A 15,416-nucleotide genomic window follows, 5' to 3' on the forward strand; every position below is an offset into this window, starting at 1 on the left:
GACACGGCGCGGGCGGCATAGGCCACACATCCCGACGCCGCCCGCGCCATGTCGGATCGCGAAAACCGCTTGCGCAACGTGACGGCATCTCACAGGTTCTCGTCAGCGTCATCCATCATGCCAGATTTGACTCAACTCGCCCTGTACGTCGCCGCGGCCTTCCTGCTCGCCGTCACGCCCGGTCCGGGCATCTTCTACGTCGCGGCGCGCACGCTTGCCGGCGGTCGTGCGGAAGGCATTGCCTCTAGCTTCGGCACGGGGTTGGGGGGCATGGTCCACGTCCTTGCCGGAAGCTTGGGTGTTTCTGCCATCGTGCTCGCGAGCGCCGAACTGTTCGCCGTGCTGAAACTGATCGGCGCCGTCTACCTGGTCTGGCTCGGCTTTCGCACCTTGCAGTCCGCCCGACGGGACGCAGCGACAGTTCTGAAGGGTGGCACCGTGGCGCCTCCGGTCGGGGCCCGGCGGGCGTTTCGTGAAGGGGTGCTGGTCGAGGCGCTCAACCCGAAGACAGCAGCCTTTTTCCTCGCCTTCATTCCGCAGTTTGTTGATCCGAGCGCCGGGCACATAGCTCTGCAATTCGTGGTGCTTGGCTTCGTGTCGGTTGCGCTCAACACCCTCGCCGACATCGTGGTCGCTTTTGCGGCCAGTGGCATCCGAGAAGGTGCGGCAGCGCGTCCTGGGCTAGTCCGCCGGTTACGCGAGGCGTCGGGAGGCGCGATGATCGCGCTGGGCGTCGGCCTCGCTCTGGCGAAGCGCCCTGCCACCTGATCGCTGGGCGATGGTCGGAACCGGCCGGGCGCTTTTGTCGACAGTGCTGCAACTCCCTGGCATCGAGCGGCACATGCGAGCGGACGGCATAGAGGTGAAGCCTTCGTGACAGGCGGCCCTTCTCATCAAGTCTTGTCCATGCGCGGCCTTTACGCGCGATTGCGAAGAGCGGGTTGGCGCAAGATGTTTTCCCCTCCGCCAGTCTTCCCGCGTCCGGCCGCGCCGGGAATGCCTGGCCCGGATACCGGTCGATACAGGGTCCGTCGGCGAGGCAGGGCGTCGCAGCGGTCCGTATGGTATCGGCGCCCCGGGCGACCGACCCCGGCGGGTCGCGCGTCGTGGCCGCCTTGCGCTCAGTCGCCTGCGTAGCGGGGTGTGCGCTTCTCGGCGAAGGCAGCCAGCCCCTCCGCCAGATCTGTCCCGGTGAGATGTTCGGCGAAGGCGGTGATTTCCGCGGCGAGCCGGGCCTCGCGCAGCGGGTCGGATGGCAACATGAGTCGCTTGATCGCGCGCTGCGCCTCGGGGCTCTGGGCGGCGATCTCGCCGGCGAGCTCGCGGGCACGCGCCAGCAGCCGGTCGCCGGGCACCACTTCGTTGACGAGCCCCCACGCGGCCGCGGTGGCGGCATCGATCAGCGCGGCGGAGTGGAAGAGCTGCGCCGCCCGGCCGCGCCCGATCCGCTCGCCGAGTCGCACCGTCGCTCCGCCGGCCGGCACGACGCCGTATCGCGCATGGCCATCACCGAGCCGCGCATCGTCGGCGGCCAGAATGATGTCGCACGCCAGCAGCAGCTCGAGCCCGCCGGCGACAGCAAGGCCGTTGGCAGCCCCGATCACCGGCACCGGCAGCGCCTCGATCAGCCCGATGACCTGCTGATTGTAGCGCAGCACATCGAGCAGCGCCGTGCCCCCTGCCGCAAGCGCCGCGCGGAATTCGTTTAGGTCGCCGCCGGCGCTGAAGGCGCGTCCGGTGCCGGTGACGATGACGGCGCGCAGCGACGGCAACGCCGCCAGCTCGCGCAGTCGCCTCTCCAGCGCCCCCATCATCGCCGCCGAGGCGGCGTTGAGCGTCGCCGGACTGTCGAGCGTCAGGATCGCGGTCGGCCCGTCGAAGGCAAGCCGGACCGGCCCGTCGACGGCGCTCAGCGCGAAGCTCTGCGGCAGCGGCGCCAGTGCCTTGCCGATCGCGACGAGTTCGCCCGCCGTCACCCCGGCGAGCGTCGCGGCCACAAGCGTCCGCTTCTGCGCATCCTCGCTCACCTCGGCCGACAGCAGGCTGCCGGCCGCGGTACGGCCGGCGATCTCCTGCCTGAGCTTCTCGCGGATCGCCGCCTTGCGCAGGTCGGGCTTGAAGATCTTGCCGACGGCCGTCACCGGCAGTGCGTCGAGCGTCAGGATCGTGCGCGGCCGTGCGGGCGGCTCGTGGATATGTGCCTCCATATGCGCGGCGAGCGCATCGAGATCGAGGGGCGCGCCCCTGGCCGGCACCACAAACAGCACCGGCACCTCGCCGGCATACTGGTCGGGCATCCCGACCGCAGCGCTGATCGCCACGCCCGGGAACCCGTTGGCGACATCTTCGATCGCTGCCGGGTCGATATTGTGCCCGCTGCGGATGATCAGATCCTTCGCCCGCCCCGTCAGCACCAGCCGCTCGTCCGGGGTCAGATATCCGATATCGCCGGTGGTCAGCCAGCCATCCGCCGACAGCGTGCCGATGTTGTGCTGTGGCTCGACATAGCCGGGGAACACCTGCGGGCCGCGCACCTGCACCACACCGCTCTCGCCCGGCGAGCACAGGCGGTCGGGCTCGTCGGTGCGCACGATGCGCAGCTCCGACCACGGCGCCCGGAAACCGACACTGCCGGCCAGCGGTTCGCCCCGCCCGGGATTGAAGGCGATCGCCGCGGCCGTCTCGGTCATGCCGTAGGTCTCGAACAGGCGGATGCCGGTCCGCTCCATGAAGCGCCGGCCGACCGCCGGCGGCATGACCGCGCCGCCGGTTCCGGCCATCCGTACCGACGTCACGTCGATGGCGGGATCGAACACCTCGGTCAGCGCACCGATCGACGTGGGCACTGCACCGACCACGGTCGCGCGGAAATGTTCGACGAGCCGCCAGTACGCCGCGATCACGGCCGGCGGACGCAGGGCATAGGGCGAGGGGACGACGACATGCCCCCCCGCCGCCAGCACGGACAGCCCGACCGTCATGGTCCCGCCGACATGGAAGAACGGAAAGCCGTTCATCACCACGTCTCGTTCGTCGTAGCCGAACACCTGCGCAAACGAGAAGGCGGCATGGATCTGGTTGCCGTGGGTAAGCTGCACCAGCTTCGGCCGCCCGGTCGTGCCGCCGGTATGGAACAGGGCGCAGACGGTGTCGCGGTCGGTGCAGGGCGCGAAGTCGAGAACCTCGCCGGAATGCGCGGCCAGCGCCGCGGACAGCGGGCGGAAGCCCTCCGGCAGCGGCCCGTCGCCACCGATCACCAGCACCTCGCGCAGGCCCGGCACGGCCTGGCGAAGGCCCTGAGCCTTGTCCCAGCACTCGCGGTCGAGCGATGCGGCCGGAATCACCAGCACCGTCGCACCCTCGGCGACCAGGAGATCGGCGATCGCGTCGGCGCTGAGCAGATAATTGATGGCGCTGGCCACGCCGGCGACCTGGGCCCCCAGCATCAGCACGGGAAGTTCGGGAAGGGTGGGCGCCAGAAAGGCCGCCGCACCCTGCCCCGGTGCAAGGCCGAGGCTACGGAACATGTTCGCCGCGCGCGTCACCTCGGCCAGAAGCCGGGCATGCGTCAACGCGGCGCCCACCTCCGCCGGGTCTGGCGCGCGCAGCACCGTCAGGGCCATCCGGTCCGGATGGTGGAAGGCTGTGGCGCGGAACAGATCGTAGAGATTGCGCGCCGTGATCAGCGCGTCCATCGGCTCGGCCTCGATGGCGCGAATGTCTTCGATGGTGCGGACCGTCCGCACCGGTCGGGTGGTCCTGAGCGGTTGATCCATGGTCAGTGCACCGCTGCGTACATGATCGTTTCCTCGTCGGTCCGGTGCCCCTCGAACTCCTCGACGATCCGCCCCTGGCGGCAGACGAGGATACGGTCGGACAGGTGGAGGATCTCCGGCAGGTAGGACGAGATCACCATCACCGCGACGCCCGCATCGGCCAGCCCGTTGATGATCTGGTGAATCTCGGCGATGGCGCCGACGTCCACGCCCCGCGTCGGTTCGTCGAAGATGACAAGCTTCGGCTTCTGTACCAGGGCCTTGGCGACGACCACCTTCTGCTGGTTGCCGCCGGACAGCTCGATGACGCGCGCATCGGCATTGATCGCCCGGATCTTCAGCGCCTCGATCCAGTGTCGGGCGATGTCCTGCATTTCGCGCATCGACACCACCGCGGCGCGGGTCTGTCCGCTCGCCATCGCGCCGGTATGGATGTTCTCGGCGATCGACATCGTCTCGAAGAAGCCTTCCGCCTTGCGGTCCTCGGTGACGTAGATGATTCCGTCCCGCACGCCCGGACGCGGCACCCGGTAGCGGACCGGCCGTCCGAACAATCGGATCTGGCCACCGTGGAAGAGGTCGCGCTTGAACACCCCGGCAATGACCTTGGCGGCTTCTGTCCGGCCCGATCCGATCAGGCCGAAGACACCCGTCACCTGCCCTGCAAACAGCGAGAACGAGGTGTTGCGCACCATCCTGCCCATCGACAGGTTCTGCACGCTCAGCACCTTCTCGCCGGCCGGACGCGGCGAGCGGTCGCGATGCGCGCCATAGAGCTCCTCGGTCAGGCCGCGGCCCACCATCGCCCGCACGATGCTCTCGCGATCGAACGACGATGCCGGGCCGGTCACCACATGGCCGCCGTCCCGCATCACGGTGATCGTGTCGGCGATTGCCAGCGCCTCCTCGAGTGCGTGGCTGATGAACACGATCGACACGCCACGTGCCTTCAGCCGTCCGACCAGGGCGAAGAACTGGTGCTTCTCTTCAGGCGTCAGCGTCGCCGTCGGCTCGTCGAAGATGATGCAGCGCGCATTGTGATGGACGGCGCGGGCGATCTCGACCATCTGCTTCTGGCCGGCTCCCAGCGAGGCCACCAGCGCGGTGGGATCGACGTGGAAGTTCAGCGATTGCAGAAACTGCTGGCCGGCGATGTAGAGGCCGCGCAGGCGGTGGAACCGCCGGGCATCGGTCAGATAGATGTTCTGCGCGACGGTCAGCGAGGGAACCAGGCTCGTCTCCTGATAGACCATCGCAATCCCGCGGTGCAGCGCCTCGGCCGGGGTCTGCAGGACGGCCGGCTCCCCGTCGATGAGCAGCGTGCCGGACGTGGGCTGCACGACGCCCGCGATCATCTTGGTCAGGGTCGACTTGCCGGCCCCGTTCTCGCCCAGCAAGGCATGCACCTCGCCCCGCATGAGCGCGAAGCTCACGTCCCTGACCGCAGGAACGCCGCGATACTCCTTGGAGACCCCGCGCAGTTCGACCAGCGGTGTCATGACGTCCCCCCGTGCTGGAGCGGAATGCGGACCACGACGCCATCGCCCCGGGCTGCCGCCCACAGCGCACCGTCGTGTTCGATCGCGCTGGTCACGCCGTGCGTCGTGCCATCGGCGCGGCTCTGCAGACTCGCCCGCGGCTGGAAACCCCTATCCAGACGCACGCAGAACCCGGCCGACATCGTCGGTGCCCAGGGCTTGAGAATGCCGAGCTGCTTCACGCCGCCGCCCTGCAGCGATTCATAGAAGCTGCGGCCAGCGCGCAGCTTCGGGGCGACCCAGTACGGCTCGGGCACCTCGGCCATCATGCGGCGCCGGAAGGCCGGTTCGCGCAGCACGAATTCGACGAGCTGGCTGCGCGGCGCGAACATCGTCATCCAGTAGCCGCCCGATCCGGCCGCGAGCCGGCCCGGATAGCCGGGCAGGTCGCCATGCAGCACGGCCCCGCCGGGCCGGACGATGCGGTGCCGCCAGGCTTCGGTCACCACCACGCCGTGATCATCGACGGTGACGCCGGCCGGCCATGCCAGCCCGGCGGCGATCCGCTGTGAGCTGCCGGTGCCGACGGCGATGCGCCACAGGCTGCCGCTGTCGCCGCGCTCGAGCAGGTCGCGCTGCCAGCCGGCTGGACCGTGGCGCTCCGACCCGTTGGCGAGAAGGATCGACTCGCCCTCCGCGGCGATCGCGGTGATGCAGCGCAACCCGGTGTCGATCCTGGCACCATCGAAGCGCCCGCCCTCGACGTGCAGGGATCCGTCCTCCAGCGCCACCGCCAGTCCGCCGGCGAACGGCGCGAGGGCCGAGACTGTCGTGTCGAAGCTGCGATGTGCGACGAATCTGCCATCCCGCTCGACCAGCACCGCGCAGCCGGCCGACAGGTAGAGCCGGCCGTCCGCTGCGGCAAGGCAGTCGGCATCGGCGACCGGCACACGCAAGGGGGCATCGTCGAGGGCCCGGTTCGGCAGCATCGCCCCGTCGAGCGGCGGCACCGTGACGGCTGCCTCGCCGCGGCCGAAGAAGCCGTCGATCAGGCGCATCAGCGGGGCGATCATGCCCGCCCCCAATAGGATTGCCAGCCGGTCCAGCCGGGGTCGGCGCCCTCGAGCTTCAGCCGGCCGATCCGGTTGTTGGAAATGCCACCGATGTAGAGATGGCCCTTGTGTTCACGCATCGAGGTGATCATCGGGTGGTTGTCGCCCTTGCGATCCCAGAACGTCTCGATGACCCGGCCGGTCTCGTCGAAGCGCAGCACGCAGCCGGTGTTGATGTTGGGGAACATCCATTCATCCGGCGCGACGCGACGCGCCATCCGGCGACGGAAGCCGGGCATGCGCAGCGCGAGGTCGAACGCCGGCGTCCGCATGCCGACCAGCGCCAGCCAGTAGGTGCCGTCCGAGGCCCGATTGATGTTGTCGGGATAGCCGGGCAGATCCGGGATGATCGGCTCGACCTGCCCCTTCCTCGGCCCGTCGAACCAGTAGCGGCTGACCCGGCACGCCCAGGTTTCGGCGAACAGGAAGGACTGGCCGTCATGGGTCATGCAGATGCCGTTCGGGAACACGAGGTTCCTCAGCACCGTGCGGGTCGTGCGGCTGTTCGGATCGTAGCAGATGATGCGGCCGTTGCCCCGCGATTCGAGACAGTCGACGGGCCATTCGTGCATCTCGTAGCGCACCGTGGCCTCGGAGAAGAACACCCGGCCGTCGGGGGCGATGTCGAGGTCGTCGGCAAGCCGCAGGCGGGAATCGTCGATGATCGAGAACAAGGACCGGTTGGTCTCGTCGGTCAGCCGCTCGACCGTCCGGTCCTGCCCGATACGGTACAGGCCCATGCCGCCGATGCAGACCAGCAGCGCCCCGTCGCGGGCGAGCGCCATGCCCAACGGCCGGCCGCCGACATGGGCGAAGACCTCGTGCCGGCTGTAGTCGGGAGCGAGGAAGCGCACGATGTCGCCGGTACGGTTGCCGACATAGATGTTGTCGTCCTCGTCGAGAATGACATCCTCGGGACCGTCGATCTCGCCCAGCCCGATCGCCTCGACCGGACGCAGGCGGTCGTTGAGGGCATAGGGCGAGCCGTCGTCGGTGCCCGGCGCCGGGGGCAGGTCCGCGTAGGTGGGCGAGACATAGACCTTGGCCAGCACCTTGTTGCGGTTCTTCAGCCAGCGCACGTCGATCGCCACCGCGATCAGCAGGACGAGCCCGAGCAGCAGCGAGTTCGCGCCGCTGGTCACGCCGAGCCGCACCAGGCCGTTGACCAGGATCATCACGATCAGCGAGCCGATCACCGCCTTCGCCGCCGAGCTGCGGCCGCCGCCCAGGCTGTTGCCGCCGAGCACGGCTGCCGTCAGCGCCGCGATCTCGAGGCCGAGACCGATGTCCGATCCCGCCGCGCCGAGGCGCGAGGCGAACAGGACGCCGGCGCCGGCAGCCAGCGTGCCCGAGACGACATAGGTCATGCAGATGACGCGGCGAACCGGGATCCCGACATTGTGCGCCGAGCGCCGCGACCCGCCGACCGCCAGCACCTGCCAGCCCGGCCGCGTGCGGCTGAGCACCAGGTGAAGGATCAGCGCGACAGCGACCGCCACCACGACGCTGACCGGAATGCCCGCGACGAAGCCGTCGCCGAACCAGAACCACAGGTCGCTGTCCGGAAACGACGCCGCGATCGCCACCGCGTAGCGCAGCAGCAGCATGTCCACGACGGCCCGCACGATGATCAGCGTGACGAGCGTCGTCAGGAAGGCACGCAGCCGCAGGTAGCCTACCAGCAGCCCGTTGACCAGCCCGACCGCCGCCCCGCAGGCCATCGTCAGCACGACGACCGCCCAGACGGGCAGCCCGGCCACGCCAATCAGCGCCAGCGCCACGATGTTGCCGAGCGCGAAGGTCGAGCCGACGCTGAGATCGATGCCGCCGGCCGCCATCACGATGGTCAGCGCCAGCACGATCAGCGCGAACTCGCCCCACTGGCGCGCCAGATCGGACAGGCTCTGCGGACCGTAGAAACCGGGAATCAGCGATCCGAACACCGCTGCCACGGCGACGAGGATGATGAGCGGGATAGCGTTGTCCATCCAGCGCTTGGACAATAGCTCGCCAAGCACATGGTCGGGGACGAGGCGGTAACGCCATCGCACCAGGCGGTCGGTCAGGGTCATCGGGTCTGCCGCAGCGATAGGGAAACGGCGCGGACGGCACAGGGCCGCCCGCGCGGGACACGAGGTGTCAGCTGGGCAGATCCCAGCACGATGCCGGCGTCATGTTGTCCTTGTTGAGGAACACGAGCGGCGTGAACAGCGTGGTGCGCGTCGTGCCCGGCTTCTGGCCGTTCTGCAGCAGGTGCTTGATCATCGTCGCCATGTCGCGTGCCTGACCGGGCACGTGATAGACGACCACTTCCGAGAAGGTGCCGTTGGCGATGTTGTCGCAGGCCATGCGGTTGCCGCCGCCCTGGGTCAGCAGGAACACGTCCTTTCCCGATTCCTTGATCGCCGAGGCTGTGCCGATGTCCATCACGTCCCAGAAGCCGGTGATGGCGCACAGGTCGGGGTGCTGCTGGATGACGGTGGCGGCGATGTTGCGCGCCTTGGTCGAATCCCAGTCGGCCGCCTGGTTGGAGACGACCTGGATCTCCGGATGCTGCTTGAGCACGTTGTCGATCCCCTGCATCTGGTAGATGCTCGCCGCCGCCGTCAGCACGCCCTGGGTGATCGCCACCTTGCCGCTGCCGCCATTGGCGGGGGAGCACTTCTCGACCAGCCGTCGGCCGATCTGCTCTCCCATGCCGACATAGTCGGCACCGACGAACACGTCGGTCGAGTAGCTCGAGCGCATGTTGACCTGCACCACGTAGATGCCGGCCTCCTCGGCCCGCTTCAGGAGCCGCGCATAGGACTGCACGTCGGGATTGTGCACGACGATGACGTCAGGCTTTTCGGCGATCAGCGACGTGATTGCCTGAGCGCCGGCGTCGGTGTTCCAGTTCGGATCGCGAACCTCGAAGGTGATCCCGAGCGGCTCGAGCGCCTCGCGCAGGCCGGCGGCCCAGCCCTCGGTCAGGTCGAAGCCCATGGCGACCGGAACATAGGCCACCCGCTTGCCGCGCAGGCTGTCGTAGTAGGCGGCCCGGGCCGGATCGTCGATGCCCTGGGCCAGGGCGAGCCCCGGCACTGCCAGCGCGGCGCACAGGACGAGATTGCGCATCAGTCTCATTCCGTTCCTCCCTCCATGGCTATGGATCAGATGTCCCCTTGCTGGGCGGTCTGCTCGTCGCGGGGATTGACGATCGTGTCGATCATGATGGCGGCCAGCAGCAGGGCGCCCTTGATGACGTTCTGGATGGTGTACTGGATGTCCATGATCGTCATGCCGTTGAGCAGCACGCCGATCAGCAGCGTGCCGACGATCACGTTGCGGATTCCGCCCTTGCCGCCGGACAGGCCGATGCCGCCGAGCACCACGACGAGGATCACGTCGTAGACGTAGGTGGACAGGGCGAGCCGCGTGTTCATGCTGGCGACCGATGCCGCCGTGACGAGGCCGGCCAGATATCCGATGGCGGCCGACAGCACATATTGCAGGACGATGACCGGCCGGGTCGGGATGCCGGTGATCCGTGCCGCGGCGAGGTTGTCGCCGACGGCGCGCAGATATCGGCCCCACACCGTGTAGCGCAGGAACAGGTGGGCGGCGAGGCAGATCGCGGCAAAGGTGAGGATGGGCACCGGAATGCCGAGCACGCTGCCCTGGCTCAGCCAGAGGATCGGCGCGGCGCCCGGCGGCAGATAGGCCACATCCAGGCTGAACAGGAAGTAGCGTCCGAAACCGTAGATCAGCGTGCCCATCGCCAGCGTCGCGAAGATCGCGGGGATCTCCGCATAGGCGATCAGCCAGCCGTTGATCGCGCCGACGGCGAGGCTGAACGCCAGCGTGAGCACGATCGCCTGGGCAAGCGGCATGCCGGCCGTGACGAGATTGAGCATCCAGGCGACCGACACCGCCATCAGCGCCACCAGCGACAGGTCGATGCCCCTGCCGATGACGACGAGGCCCATCGCCACCCCGAGAATGCCGAGGATCGAGACGCTCCGGATGAGGTTCAGGATGTTGTCGCCGGTCAGGAAGCCGGGCAGTGACAGCGCGAAGCCGGCGCACAGGAGCACCGCCAGTGCGAAGACGATCTGTTCCTGGCTCAAACGCGGAATCATCCGCTCCCCTCCCCGCCGCGACTGGTGCATGGCTTTCGGGGAGACTAGCGATGGCGACCGCCGGCTTCTTTCAGCGGCGCGCACGCGACTTTACTGAGCGCGCACTGCCGGCGACGCTGCTGGACAGGTTACGGGCTTGCCTCTAGCCTCACGGCGCGGAGCCGACCTTGCACGTTGAAGGCGGGCGGCTCCGGGCGGACGACTGCCTGTCCGCGATGGGAGGAACGCATGGACAGTGTCTTCTCGACCGACGACCTGCCGCCGCATGCGCGCTATGGCGCCTGGCGGGACGCCATCTGCGACGTCTATGTGAACGTGGAGGTGTGTGCGAGCGACCCCGAGAACTATCGCGGTTACATCCGCGAGGCGCGCTTCGGCGACGTGACCCTGACGGACATCCTGCTGTCGGAACAGCGCATCCGCCGCGACCGTCGCCATATCGCCCGCCTCGACAAGGATTGCTGTTACGTGCAGCTTCTGCACTCGGGCACCCTCGACGTCCTGCAGCGCGGCGAGACGCTGCGTTCCAATCCGGCATGCGGCGCCATCTTCTCGGCGGCCGAACAGTACGAGCTGCAGGTGCGCGGCGAGGTGCGCTCCTTCTATCTGGAGCTGCCGCGCGACGCCTTCGCGCAGCGCTTTCCGCAGCAGCGCATCCCGGTCCCCGCAGCCAGCAACACCACCCGCGGCATCGGCCGGGTGGTCACCGAATTCTGCGCAACGCTCGCCAGTGAGAGTTCGCGGGTCACGGGCGAGCAGCGCCGCAGCCTCGGCGGCCAGGTGATGGATCTCCTCGCGCTGGCGCTGATGGCGCCGCCCGAAGACAGCGGCATCGCCGACGCTTCGGTTCGCACCGCGCGCCTGCGGGCCGTGCAGCGCTGGATCGAGGCGAACCTCGCCGAACCGGACCTGTCGCTGCAGCGGATCGCCGCAGCCAACGGGATCTCGGTACGCTACCTCCACGTCCTGTTCGAAGGCACCGGCATGTCGGTGTCGGAGTGGATCCAGTACCGCCGCCTGCAGCTCGCACATGACCGGCTGGCGCGTGGGCAGGCGCGCTCGATCACCGAGCTCGCCTTCGATCTCGGCTTCAGCAGTTCGGCGCACTTCTCGACCCTGTTCCGCCGCCGCTTCGGGGTGGCGCCGCGCGACGTCTGGCGCCCGCCCGCCCGGCCCGACTCCCAGACCGGAGGCGACGGCCATCTGCCCCCGCGCACGGCCGCCTGAGGGACCGGGAGGCCGTCAGGCGCGAGGGGCGCGCCGGGCATGTTCGCGCCGCGCCCGCCCAGTTGGACGCAGGATTGCCGGAACGACGCGCAAGGGAGGACGACATGGCGCAGACACTGACTGGAGCGGCCCGCGCCGAGGCGCTGGCTGGCCTGCCCGAATGGCGCGAGGCCGCCGGCCGCGACGCAATCGAGCGGACCTATCGCTTCAAGGATTTCAATGAGGCCTTCGGCTTCATGGCACGGGTGGCGTTGGTTGCCGAGAAGATGGACCATCACCCCGAATGGCGGAACGTCTACCGAACCGTCGAGGTGATGCTGTCGACCCATGATGCCGGCGGCGTCACGGAACGGGATGTCGCGCTCGCCAGGGCGATGGACGCGATCGCCGGCCGCTGACCCGCCGCGGTCGCGGCAGGACCGGCGATCCCTGGCCTCAGCCCCTGGCCTCAGCGCGGCGCGAGCCTGATCGCGCCGTCGAGGCGGATGCCGGAGCCGTTGAGCATCGGGTTCTCGCAGATCGCGCGCACCAGCATGGCATACTCGGCGGGGTCGCCGAGCCGCTGCGGGAACGGCACGCTGGCGGCGAGCGACTGGCGGACCTCCTCGCTCAGCCCGTCGAACATCGGCGTGTAGAACAGGCCGGGCATGATGGTGACGGCCCGGATGCCGTCCTTAGCGAGGTCGCGGGCCATCGGCAGCGTCATGCCCAGCACGCCGCCCTTCGAGGCGGCGTAGGCGAGCTGACCGATCTGGCCGTCCGTCGCCGCCACCGAGGCGGTCATCACGATCACGCCGCGTTCGCCGTCCCGGCCGAGAGGGTCGGCAGTCAGCATGCCTGCGGCCGACTGCGACGCGACATTGAAGGTGCCGATCAGATTGATCGAGATCGTCCTGACGAAGGCGGCAGGGTCATGGGCGACGACTTCGCCGGTGTCGCGCTTGCGGCTGGCGGTCTTCTGGGCGATCGCGATGCCCGCGCAGTTGACCGTGATGCGCTCCTGCCCGTTTGCGGCGCGCGCCCTGGCCAGTGCCTCGGCAACACTGGCCGGATCGGTCACGTCGCAGCGGCAGAACACGCCGCCGGTCTCGCTGGCGACCGTCTCGCCGCGCTCCGCATTCACATCGAGCAGTGCAACCCTGACACCGGCACCGGCCAACATGCGCGCCGTCGCCTCGCCCAGACCCGATGCGCCGCCGGTGATGACCGCCGCGATGTCCTTGCCCAGTTCCATGAGTCGCCTCCAAGTCTGTCCTTGCCGACGTCGGTGGCAGCCGTCTTAGACGATCGGCGCGAGGCTGCAAACCGACCGGCTTGCGGAAATCGTCGCAGGGGCCATGTTTAGCCTGTCACGTGGCCGAACCGGAGGAGAACCTTGAGCACCGGGGACATCAGCCAATGGACAAGCGCCGAGATGCAGCTGCCGACCGTGGCAGCGGCCAACGAGCGCAGGGTGCGCGGCGGCTTCTGGCCGAAACTGCGCCGTCATGCCGCGCGGCTGCCGTTTGCGCATGACCTGGTCGCGGCCTGGTACTGCGCCACCGATCCGGCAACGCCGTTCCGGGTGCGGGCCGTGCTGTTCGGTGCACTCGCCTATTTCGTGATCCCGGTCGACACCGTCCCCGACCTGCTCGCCGTGGTCGGCCTGAGCGACGATGCGTCGGTGCTGCTTGCCGCCCTGACCGTGGTCGGTGCCCATATCACGCCCAACCATCGCGAGAAGGCGGCCGCGACATTGCGGCAGCTCGACCGGTAGCTCGGCCGGGCCGGGGTGTCTGCGCCGCGGTGCGACCGGCTGTCAGCCGCCTCAGCGCGCCGCGGCGGCGTCGGCCTCCATCACGATCACTGCCTTGCCCTTGATCTCGCGCCGCGCCAGCGCCTCGAGCGCATCGACGGTGCGCTCGAGCGGATAGCGGCCATGGATCGCGACCTTCAGACGGCCCTCGGCGAGCCAGCCGAGCAGGCGCGCGGTATTGGCGCGGTCGGCTTCGGCCTCGACCTCGGCGAACTTGCCGTAGAACACGCCGACGATGTCGCAGCCCTTGAGCAGCACCAGGTTGAGGGGAATCTTGGGGATCTGGCCGGCCGCAAACCCGATCACCAGGTAGCGCCCCTGCCAGGCCATCGAACGCAGCGCTGGCTCGGCATAGTCGCCTCCGACCGGATCGTAGACGACATCGACGCCGCGGCCGCCGGTCAGCTCCTTCAGCCGCTCCTTCAGATCTTCGCGGGTGTAGTCGATCACCTCGTCGGCGCCGAGCGCGCGGCAGAAGTCGAGCTTGTCCGGCGAGGAGGCAGCGGCGATCACCCGGGCGCCAAGCAACTTGCCGATCTCGACGGCGGCCGCGCCGACACCACCGGAGGCGCCGAGCACCGCGAGCGTTTCGCCCGGCTTCAGCTTCGCCCGGTCGGCAAGGGCGTGCAGGGTCGTTCCGTAGGTGACGATCAGGCCTGCCGCCTGTTCCGGATCGGCGCCGGCGGGAACATGCACAAGCTTCGCCGCCGGTACGACGACGGTCTCCCGGCAGGCGCCCCAGCCGGGGAAGCCCGCGACCAGGTCGCCCTCGGCGAAGCCGGTAACGCCCTCACCGAGCGCGGCCACGGTGCCGCAGAACTCGGCACCCGGCGAGAACGGCAGCTGCGGCTTGAACTGGTACTTGCCCTCGATGATCAGCGTGTCGAAGAAGTTGAGCGCCGCGGCGCGCACCCTGACCGCCACCTCGCCCGGCCCGGGCCGTGGCTCGGGCAGGTCGCGCACGACGAGCTTCGATGGCGGTCCGAGGGTCTCGCAGAGGACGGCTTTCATCGGCTGGACTCCCGTTCACGATGGCGGCAGATCGGTCTCGGGCATAGAGGACGGAATGGCCTGCGGCAAGCCGCACCGGTGCAAACACGGTAGATCACGCATTGTTACAATTCGTCAAATTATCGCCGCCATTGTTGGGCAATCGATCGTCAAACGGGCGTCGACCGCGTCGCGGACAGGGGGCTGTTTGACGCGACAGGTCGAATCACGCCGTCTCAACCAAGGGCCACGCTCGGTGGCCACGAAACCCATGTCTGGTAGGCAACGATGATCACACTGAGAACCGGGCTCGCCATGGCGGCGATCAGCCTGTCGATGGCCGCAGCGGCATCGGCGCAGACCGCGACCCCCTTGGGCCAGTTCAGGGACTGGGGCGCCTACGTGGCGGAGGGGAGCGGCGGCAAGGTCTGCTATGCGCTGTCGCAGCCGAAATCGATGGAACCGAAGAACGTCAATCGCGATCCGGTCTACTTCTTCGTCACCTCGCGCCCTGCGCAGGGCGTGAAGAACGAGGTCAGCGTGGTGATCGGATATCCGTTCCGCACCGACAGCCGGGCCAGCGCCCAGATCGGCTCCGACACCTTCACCCTATTCACGAAGGACGATGGCGCCTGGGTCGAGAATGCCGCCGAGGAGGCGCGACTGGTCAGCGCGATGCGCGCCGGCGCCACGATGGTGGTCAAGGGCACCTCGCAGCGCGGCACCGAAACGACCGATACCTATTCGCTGTCGGGCATCTCGGCCGCGCTCGACCGGATCGCCCAGGAATGCCGCTGAGCGTCAGGCGCTGCTGGATCGGCAACGTATAGGCGCGGACGGACACACCCCCTATAGTGGGTCCGGTCGTGCTGCCGGCAGGCCGGGGCGAGGCTGCCGCGCCGCCGCGCGGGGTGAAT

The 15,416-nt window shown here is 68.7% G+C and carries 13 protein-coding genes; 5 read left to right on the forward strand and 8 right to left on the reverse strand.

Annotated features, from left to right (window positions below; all coding sequences use genetic code 11):
- The first annotated feature begins 117 nt into the window (after positions 1 to 117).
- Positions 118 to 768, forward strand: a complete 651-nt coding sequence (locus EDC22_RS05380; protein ID WP_132805979.1) for a LysE family translocator — start codon at positions 118 to 120, stop codon at positions 766 to 768.
- 353 nt (positions 769 to 1,121) lie between these two features.
- Here EDC22_RS05380 and EDC22_RS05385 read toward each other — a convergent pair whose 3' ends face one another.
- The 6 genes from EDC22_RS05385 to EDC22_RS05410 form a co-directional block, all read right to left on the reverse strand.
- Complete coding sequence (locus EDC22_RS05385) at positions 1,122 to 3,776, reverse strand: AMP-binding protein (RefSeq protein WP_132805615.1); 2,655 nt, start codon at positions 3,774 to 3,776, stop codon at positions 1,122 to 1,124.
- A gap of 2 nt (positions 3,777 to 3,778) precedes the next feature.
- Positions 3,779 to 5,275 carry a sugar ABC transporter ATP-binding protein gene (locus tag EDC22_RS05390; protein ID WP_132805616.1) on the reverse strand — a complete coding sequence of 499 codons (1,497 nt, stop codon included), beginning with the start codon at positions 5,273 to 5,275 and terminating at the stop codon, positions 3,779 to 3,781.
- Positions 5,272 to 6,327 carry an NHL repeat-containing protein gene (locus EDC22_RS05395; protein ID WP_132805617.1) on the reverse strand — a complete coding sequence of 352 codons (1,056 nt, stop codon included), beginning with the start codon at positions 6,325 to 6,327 and terminating at the stop codon, positions 5,272 to 5,274. Before EDC22_RS05395 ends, EDC22_RS05390 begins: the two co-directional genes overlap by 4 nt.
- Positions 6,324 to 8,438: an ABC transporter permease gene (locus tag EDC22_RS05400; protein WP_132805618.1), complete on the reverse strand. Its 2,115-nt coding sequence runs from the start codon at positions 8,436 to 8,438 to the stop codon at positions 6,324 to 6,326. Before EDC22_RS05400 ends, EDC22_RS05395 begins: the two co-directional genes overlap by 4 nt.
- Before the next feature lie 67 nt (positions 8,439 to 8,505).
- Positions 8,506 to 9,492, reverse strand: a complete 987-nt coding sequence (locus EDC22_RS05405; protein ID WP_132805619.1) for a sugar ABC transporter substrate-binding protein — start codon at positions 9,490 to 9,492, stop codon at positions 8,506 to 8,508.
- 26 nt (positions 9,493 to 9,518) lie between these two features.
- The gene (locus tag EDC22_RS05410) at positions 9,519 to 10,487 is read right to left on the reverse strand and encodes an ABC transporter permease (RefSeq protein WP_132805620.1); all 969 of its coding nucleotides are present in this window, start codon (positions 10,485 to 10,487) and stop codon (positions 9,519 to 9,521) included.
- Positions 10,488 to 10,715: 228 nt separating this feature from the next.
- On the opposite strand from EDC22_RS05410, the gene EDC22_RS05415 reads away from it, so the two are divergent.
- Together EDC22_RS05415 and EDC22_RS05420 are read left to right on the forward strand one after the other, a co-directional pair.
- Positions 10,716 to 11,714, forward strand: a complete 999-nt coding sequence (locus EDC22_RS05415) for a helix-turn-helix domain-containing protein (protein WP_132805621.1) — start codon at positions 10,716 to 10,718, stop codon at positions 11,712 to 11,714.
- Between the two features lie 74 nt (positions 11,715 to 11,788).
- Positions 11,789 to 12,112, forward strand: coding sequence for a 4a-hydroxytetrahydrobiopterin dehydratase (locus tag EDC22_RS05420; protein ID WP_281048275.1), 324 nt, complete (start codon positions 11,789 to 11,791; stop codon positions 12,110 to 12,112).
- A 50-nt stretch (positions 12,113 to 12,162) separates the two neighbouring features.
- On the opposite strand, the gene EDC22_RS05425 is transcribed toward EDC22_RS05420, so the two are convergent.
- Entirely contained in the window at positions 12,163 to 12,948 is a 786-nt protein-coding gene (locus EDC22_RS05425; RefSeq protein WP_132805623.1) for an SDR family NAD(P)-dependent oxidoreductase, read from the reverse strand.
- Positions 12,949 to 13,089: 141 nt separating this feature from the next.
- On the opposite strand from EDC22_RS05425, the gene EDC22_RS05430 reads away from it, so the two are divergent.
- Positions 13,090 to 13,470 carry a YkvA family protein gene (locus tag EDC22_RS05430; RefSeq protein ID WP_245499649.1) on the forward strand — a complete coding sequence of 127 codons (381 nt, stop codon included), beginning with the start codon at positions 13,090 to 13,092 and terminating at the stop codon, positions 13,468 to 13,470.
- 51 nt (positions 13,471 to 13,521) lie between these two features.
- Here the strand turns inward: EDC22_RS05430 and EDC22_RS05435 are convergent, their stop codons facing one another.
- Entirely contained in the window at positions 13,522 to 14,520 is a 999-nt protein-coding gene (locus EDC22_RS05435; protein ID WP_132805624.1) for an NADPH:quinone oxidoreductase family protein, read from the reverse strand.
- Between the two features lie 267 nt (positions 14,521 to 14,787).
- On the opposite strand from EDC22_RS05435, the gene EDC22_RS05440 reads away from it, so the two are divergent.
- Positions 14,788 to 15,297 (forward strand): invasion associated locus B family protein, encoded by a 510-nt coding sequence (locus EDC22_RS05440; protein ID WP_132805625.1) that lies wholly within the window; start codon positions 14,788 to 14,790, stop codon positions 15,295 to 15,297.
- Positions 15,298 to 15,416 lie beyond the last annotated feature (119 nt).

The sequence above is a fragment of the Tepidamorphus gemmatus genome, from assembly GCF_004346195.1.
Lineage (GTDB): Bacteria > Pseudomonadota > Alphaproteobacteria > Rhizobiales > Tepidamorphaceae > Tepidamorphus > Tepidamorphus gemmatus.

Coding starts and splice junctions, on each gene's coding strand:
- EDC22_RS05380 (WP_132805979.1), top strand. CDS start 118: ATGCCAGATTTGACTCAACTCGCCCTGTACGTCGCCGCGGCCTTCCTG.
- EDC22_RS05385 (WP_132805615.1), bottom strand. CDS start 3,776: ATGGATCAACCGCTCAGGACCACCCGACCGGTGCGGACGGTCCGCACC.
- EDC22_RS05390 (WP_132805616.1), bottom strand. CDS start 5,275: ATGACACCGCTGGTCGAACTGCGCGGGGTCTCCAAGGAGTATCGCGGC.
- EDC22_RS05395 (WP_132805617.1), bottom strand. CDS start 6,327: ATGATCGCCCCGCTGATGCGCCTGATCGACGGCTTCTTCGGCCGCGGC.
- EDC22_RS05400 (WP_132805618.1), bottom strand. CDS start 8,438: ATGACCCTGACCGACCGCCTGGTGCGATGGCGTTACCGCCTCGTCCCC.
- EDC22_RS05405 (WP_132805619.1), bottom strand. CDS start 9,492: ATGAGACTGATGCGCAATCTCGTCCTGTGCGCCGCGCTGGCAGTGCCG.
- EDC22_RS05410 (WP_132805620.1), bottom strand. CDS start 10,487: ATGATTCCGCGTTTGAGCCAGGAACAGATCGTCTTCGCACTGGCGGTG.
- EDC22_RS05415 (WP_132805621.1), top strand. CDS start 10,716: ATGGACAGTGTCTTCTCGACCGACGACCTGCCGCCGCATGCGCGCTAT.
- EDC22_RS05425 (WP_132805623.1), bottom strand. CDS start 12,948: ATGGAACTGGGCAAGGACATCGCGGCGGTCATCACCGGCGGCGCATCG.
- EDC22_RS05435 (WP_132805624.1), bottom strand. CDS start 14,520: ATGAAAGCCGTCCTCTGCGAGACCCTCGGACCGCCATCGAAGCTCGTC.
- EDC22_RS05440 (WP_132805625.1), top strand. CDS start 14,788: ATGATCACACTGAGAACCGGGCTCGCCATGGCGGCGATCAGCCTGTCG.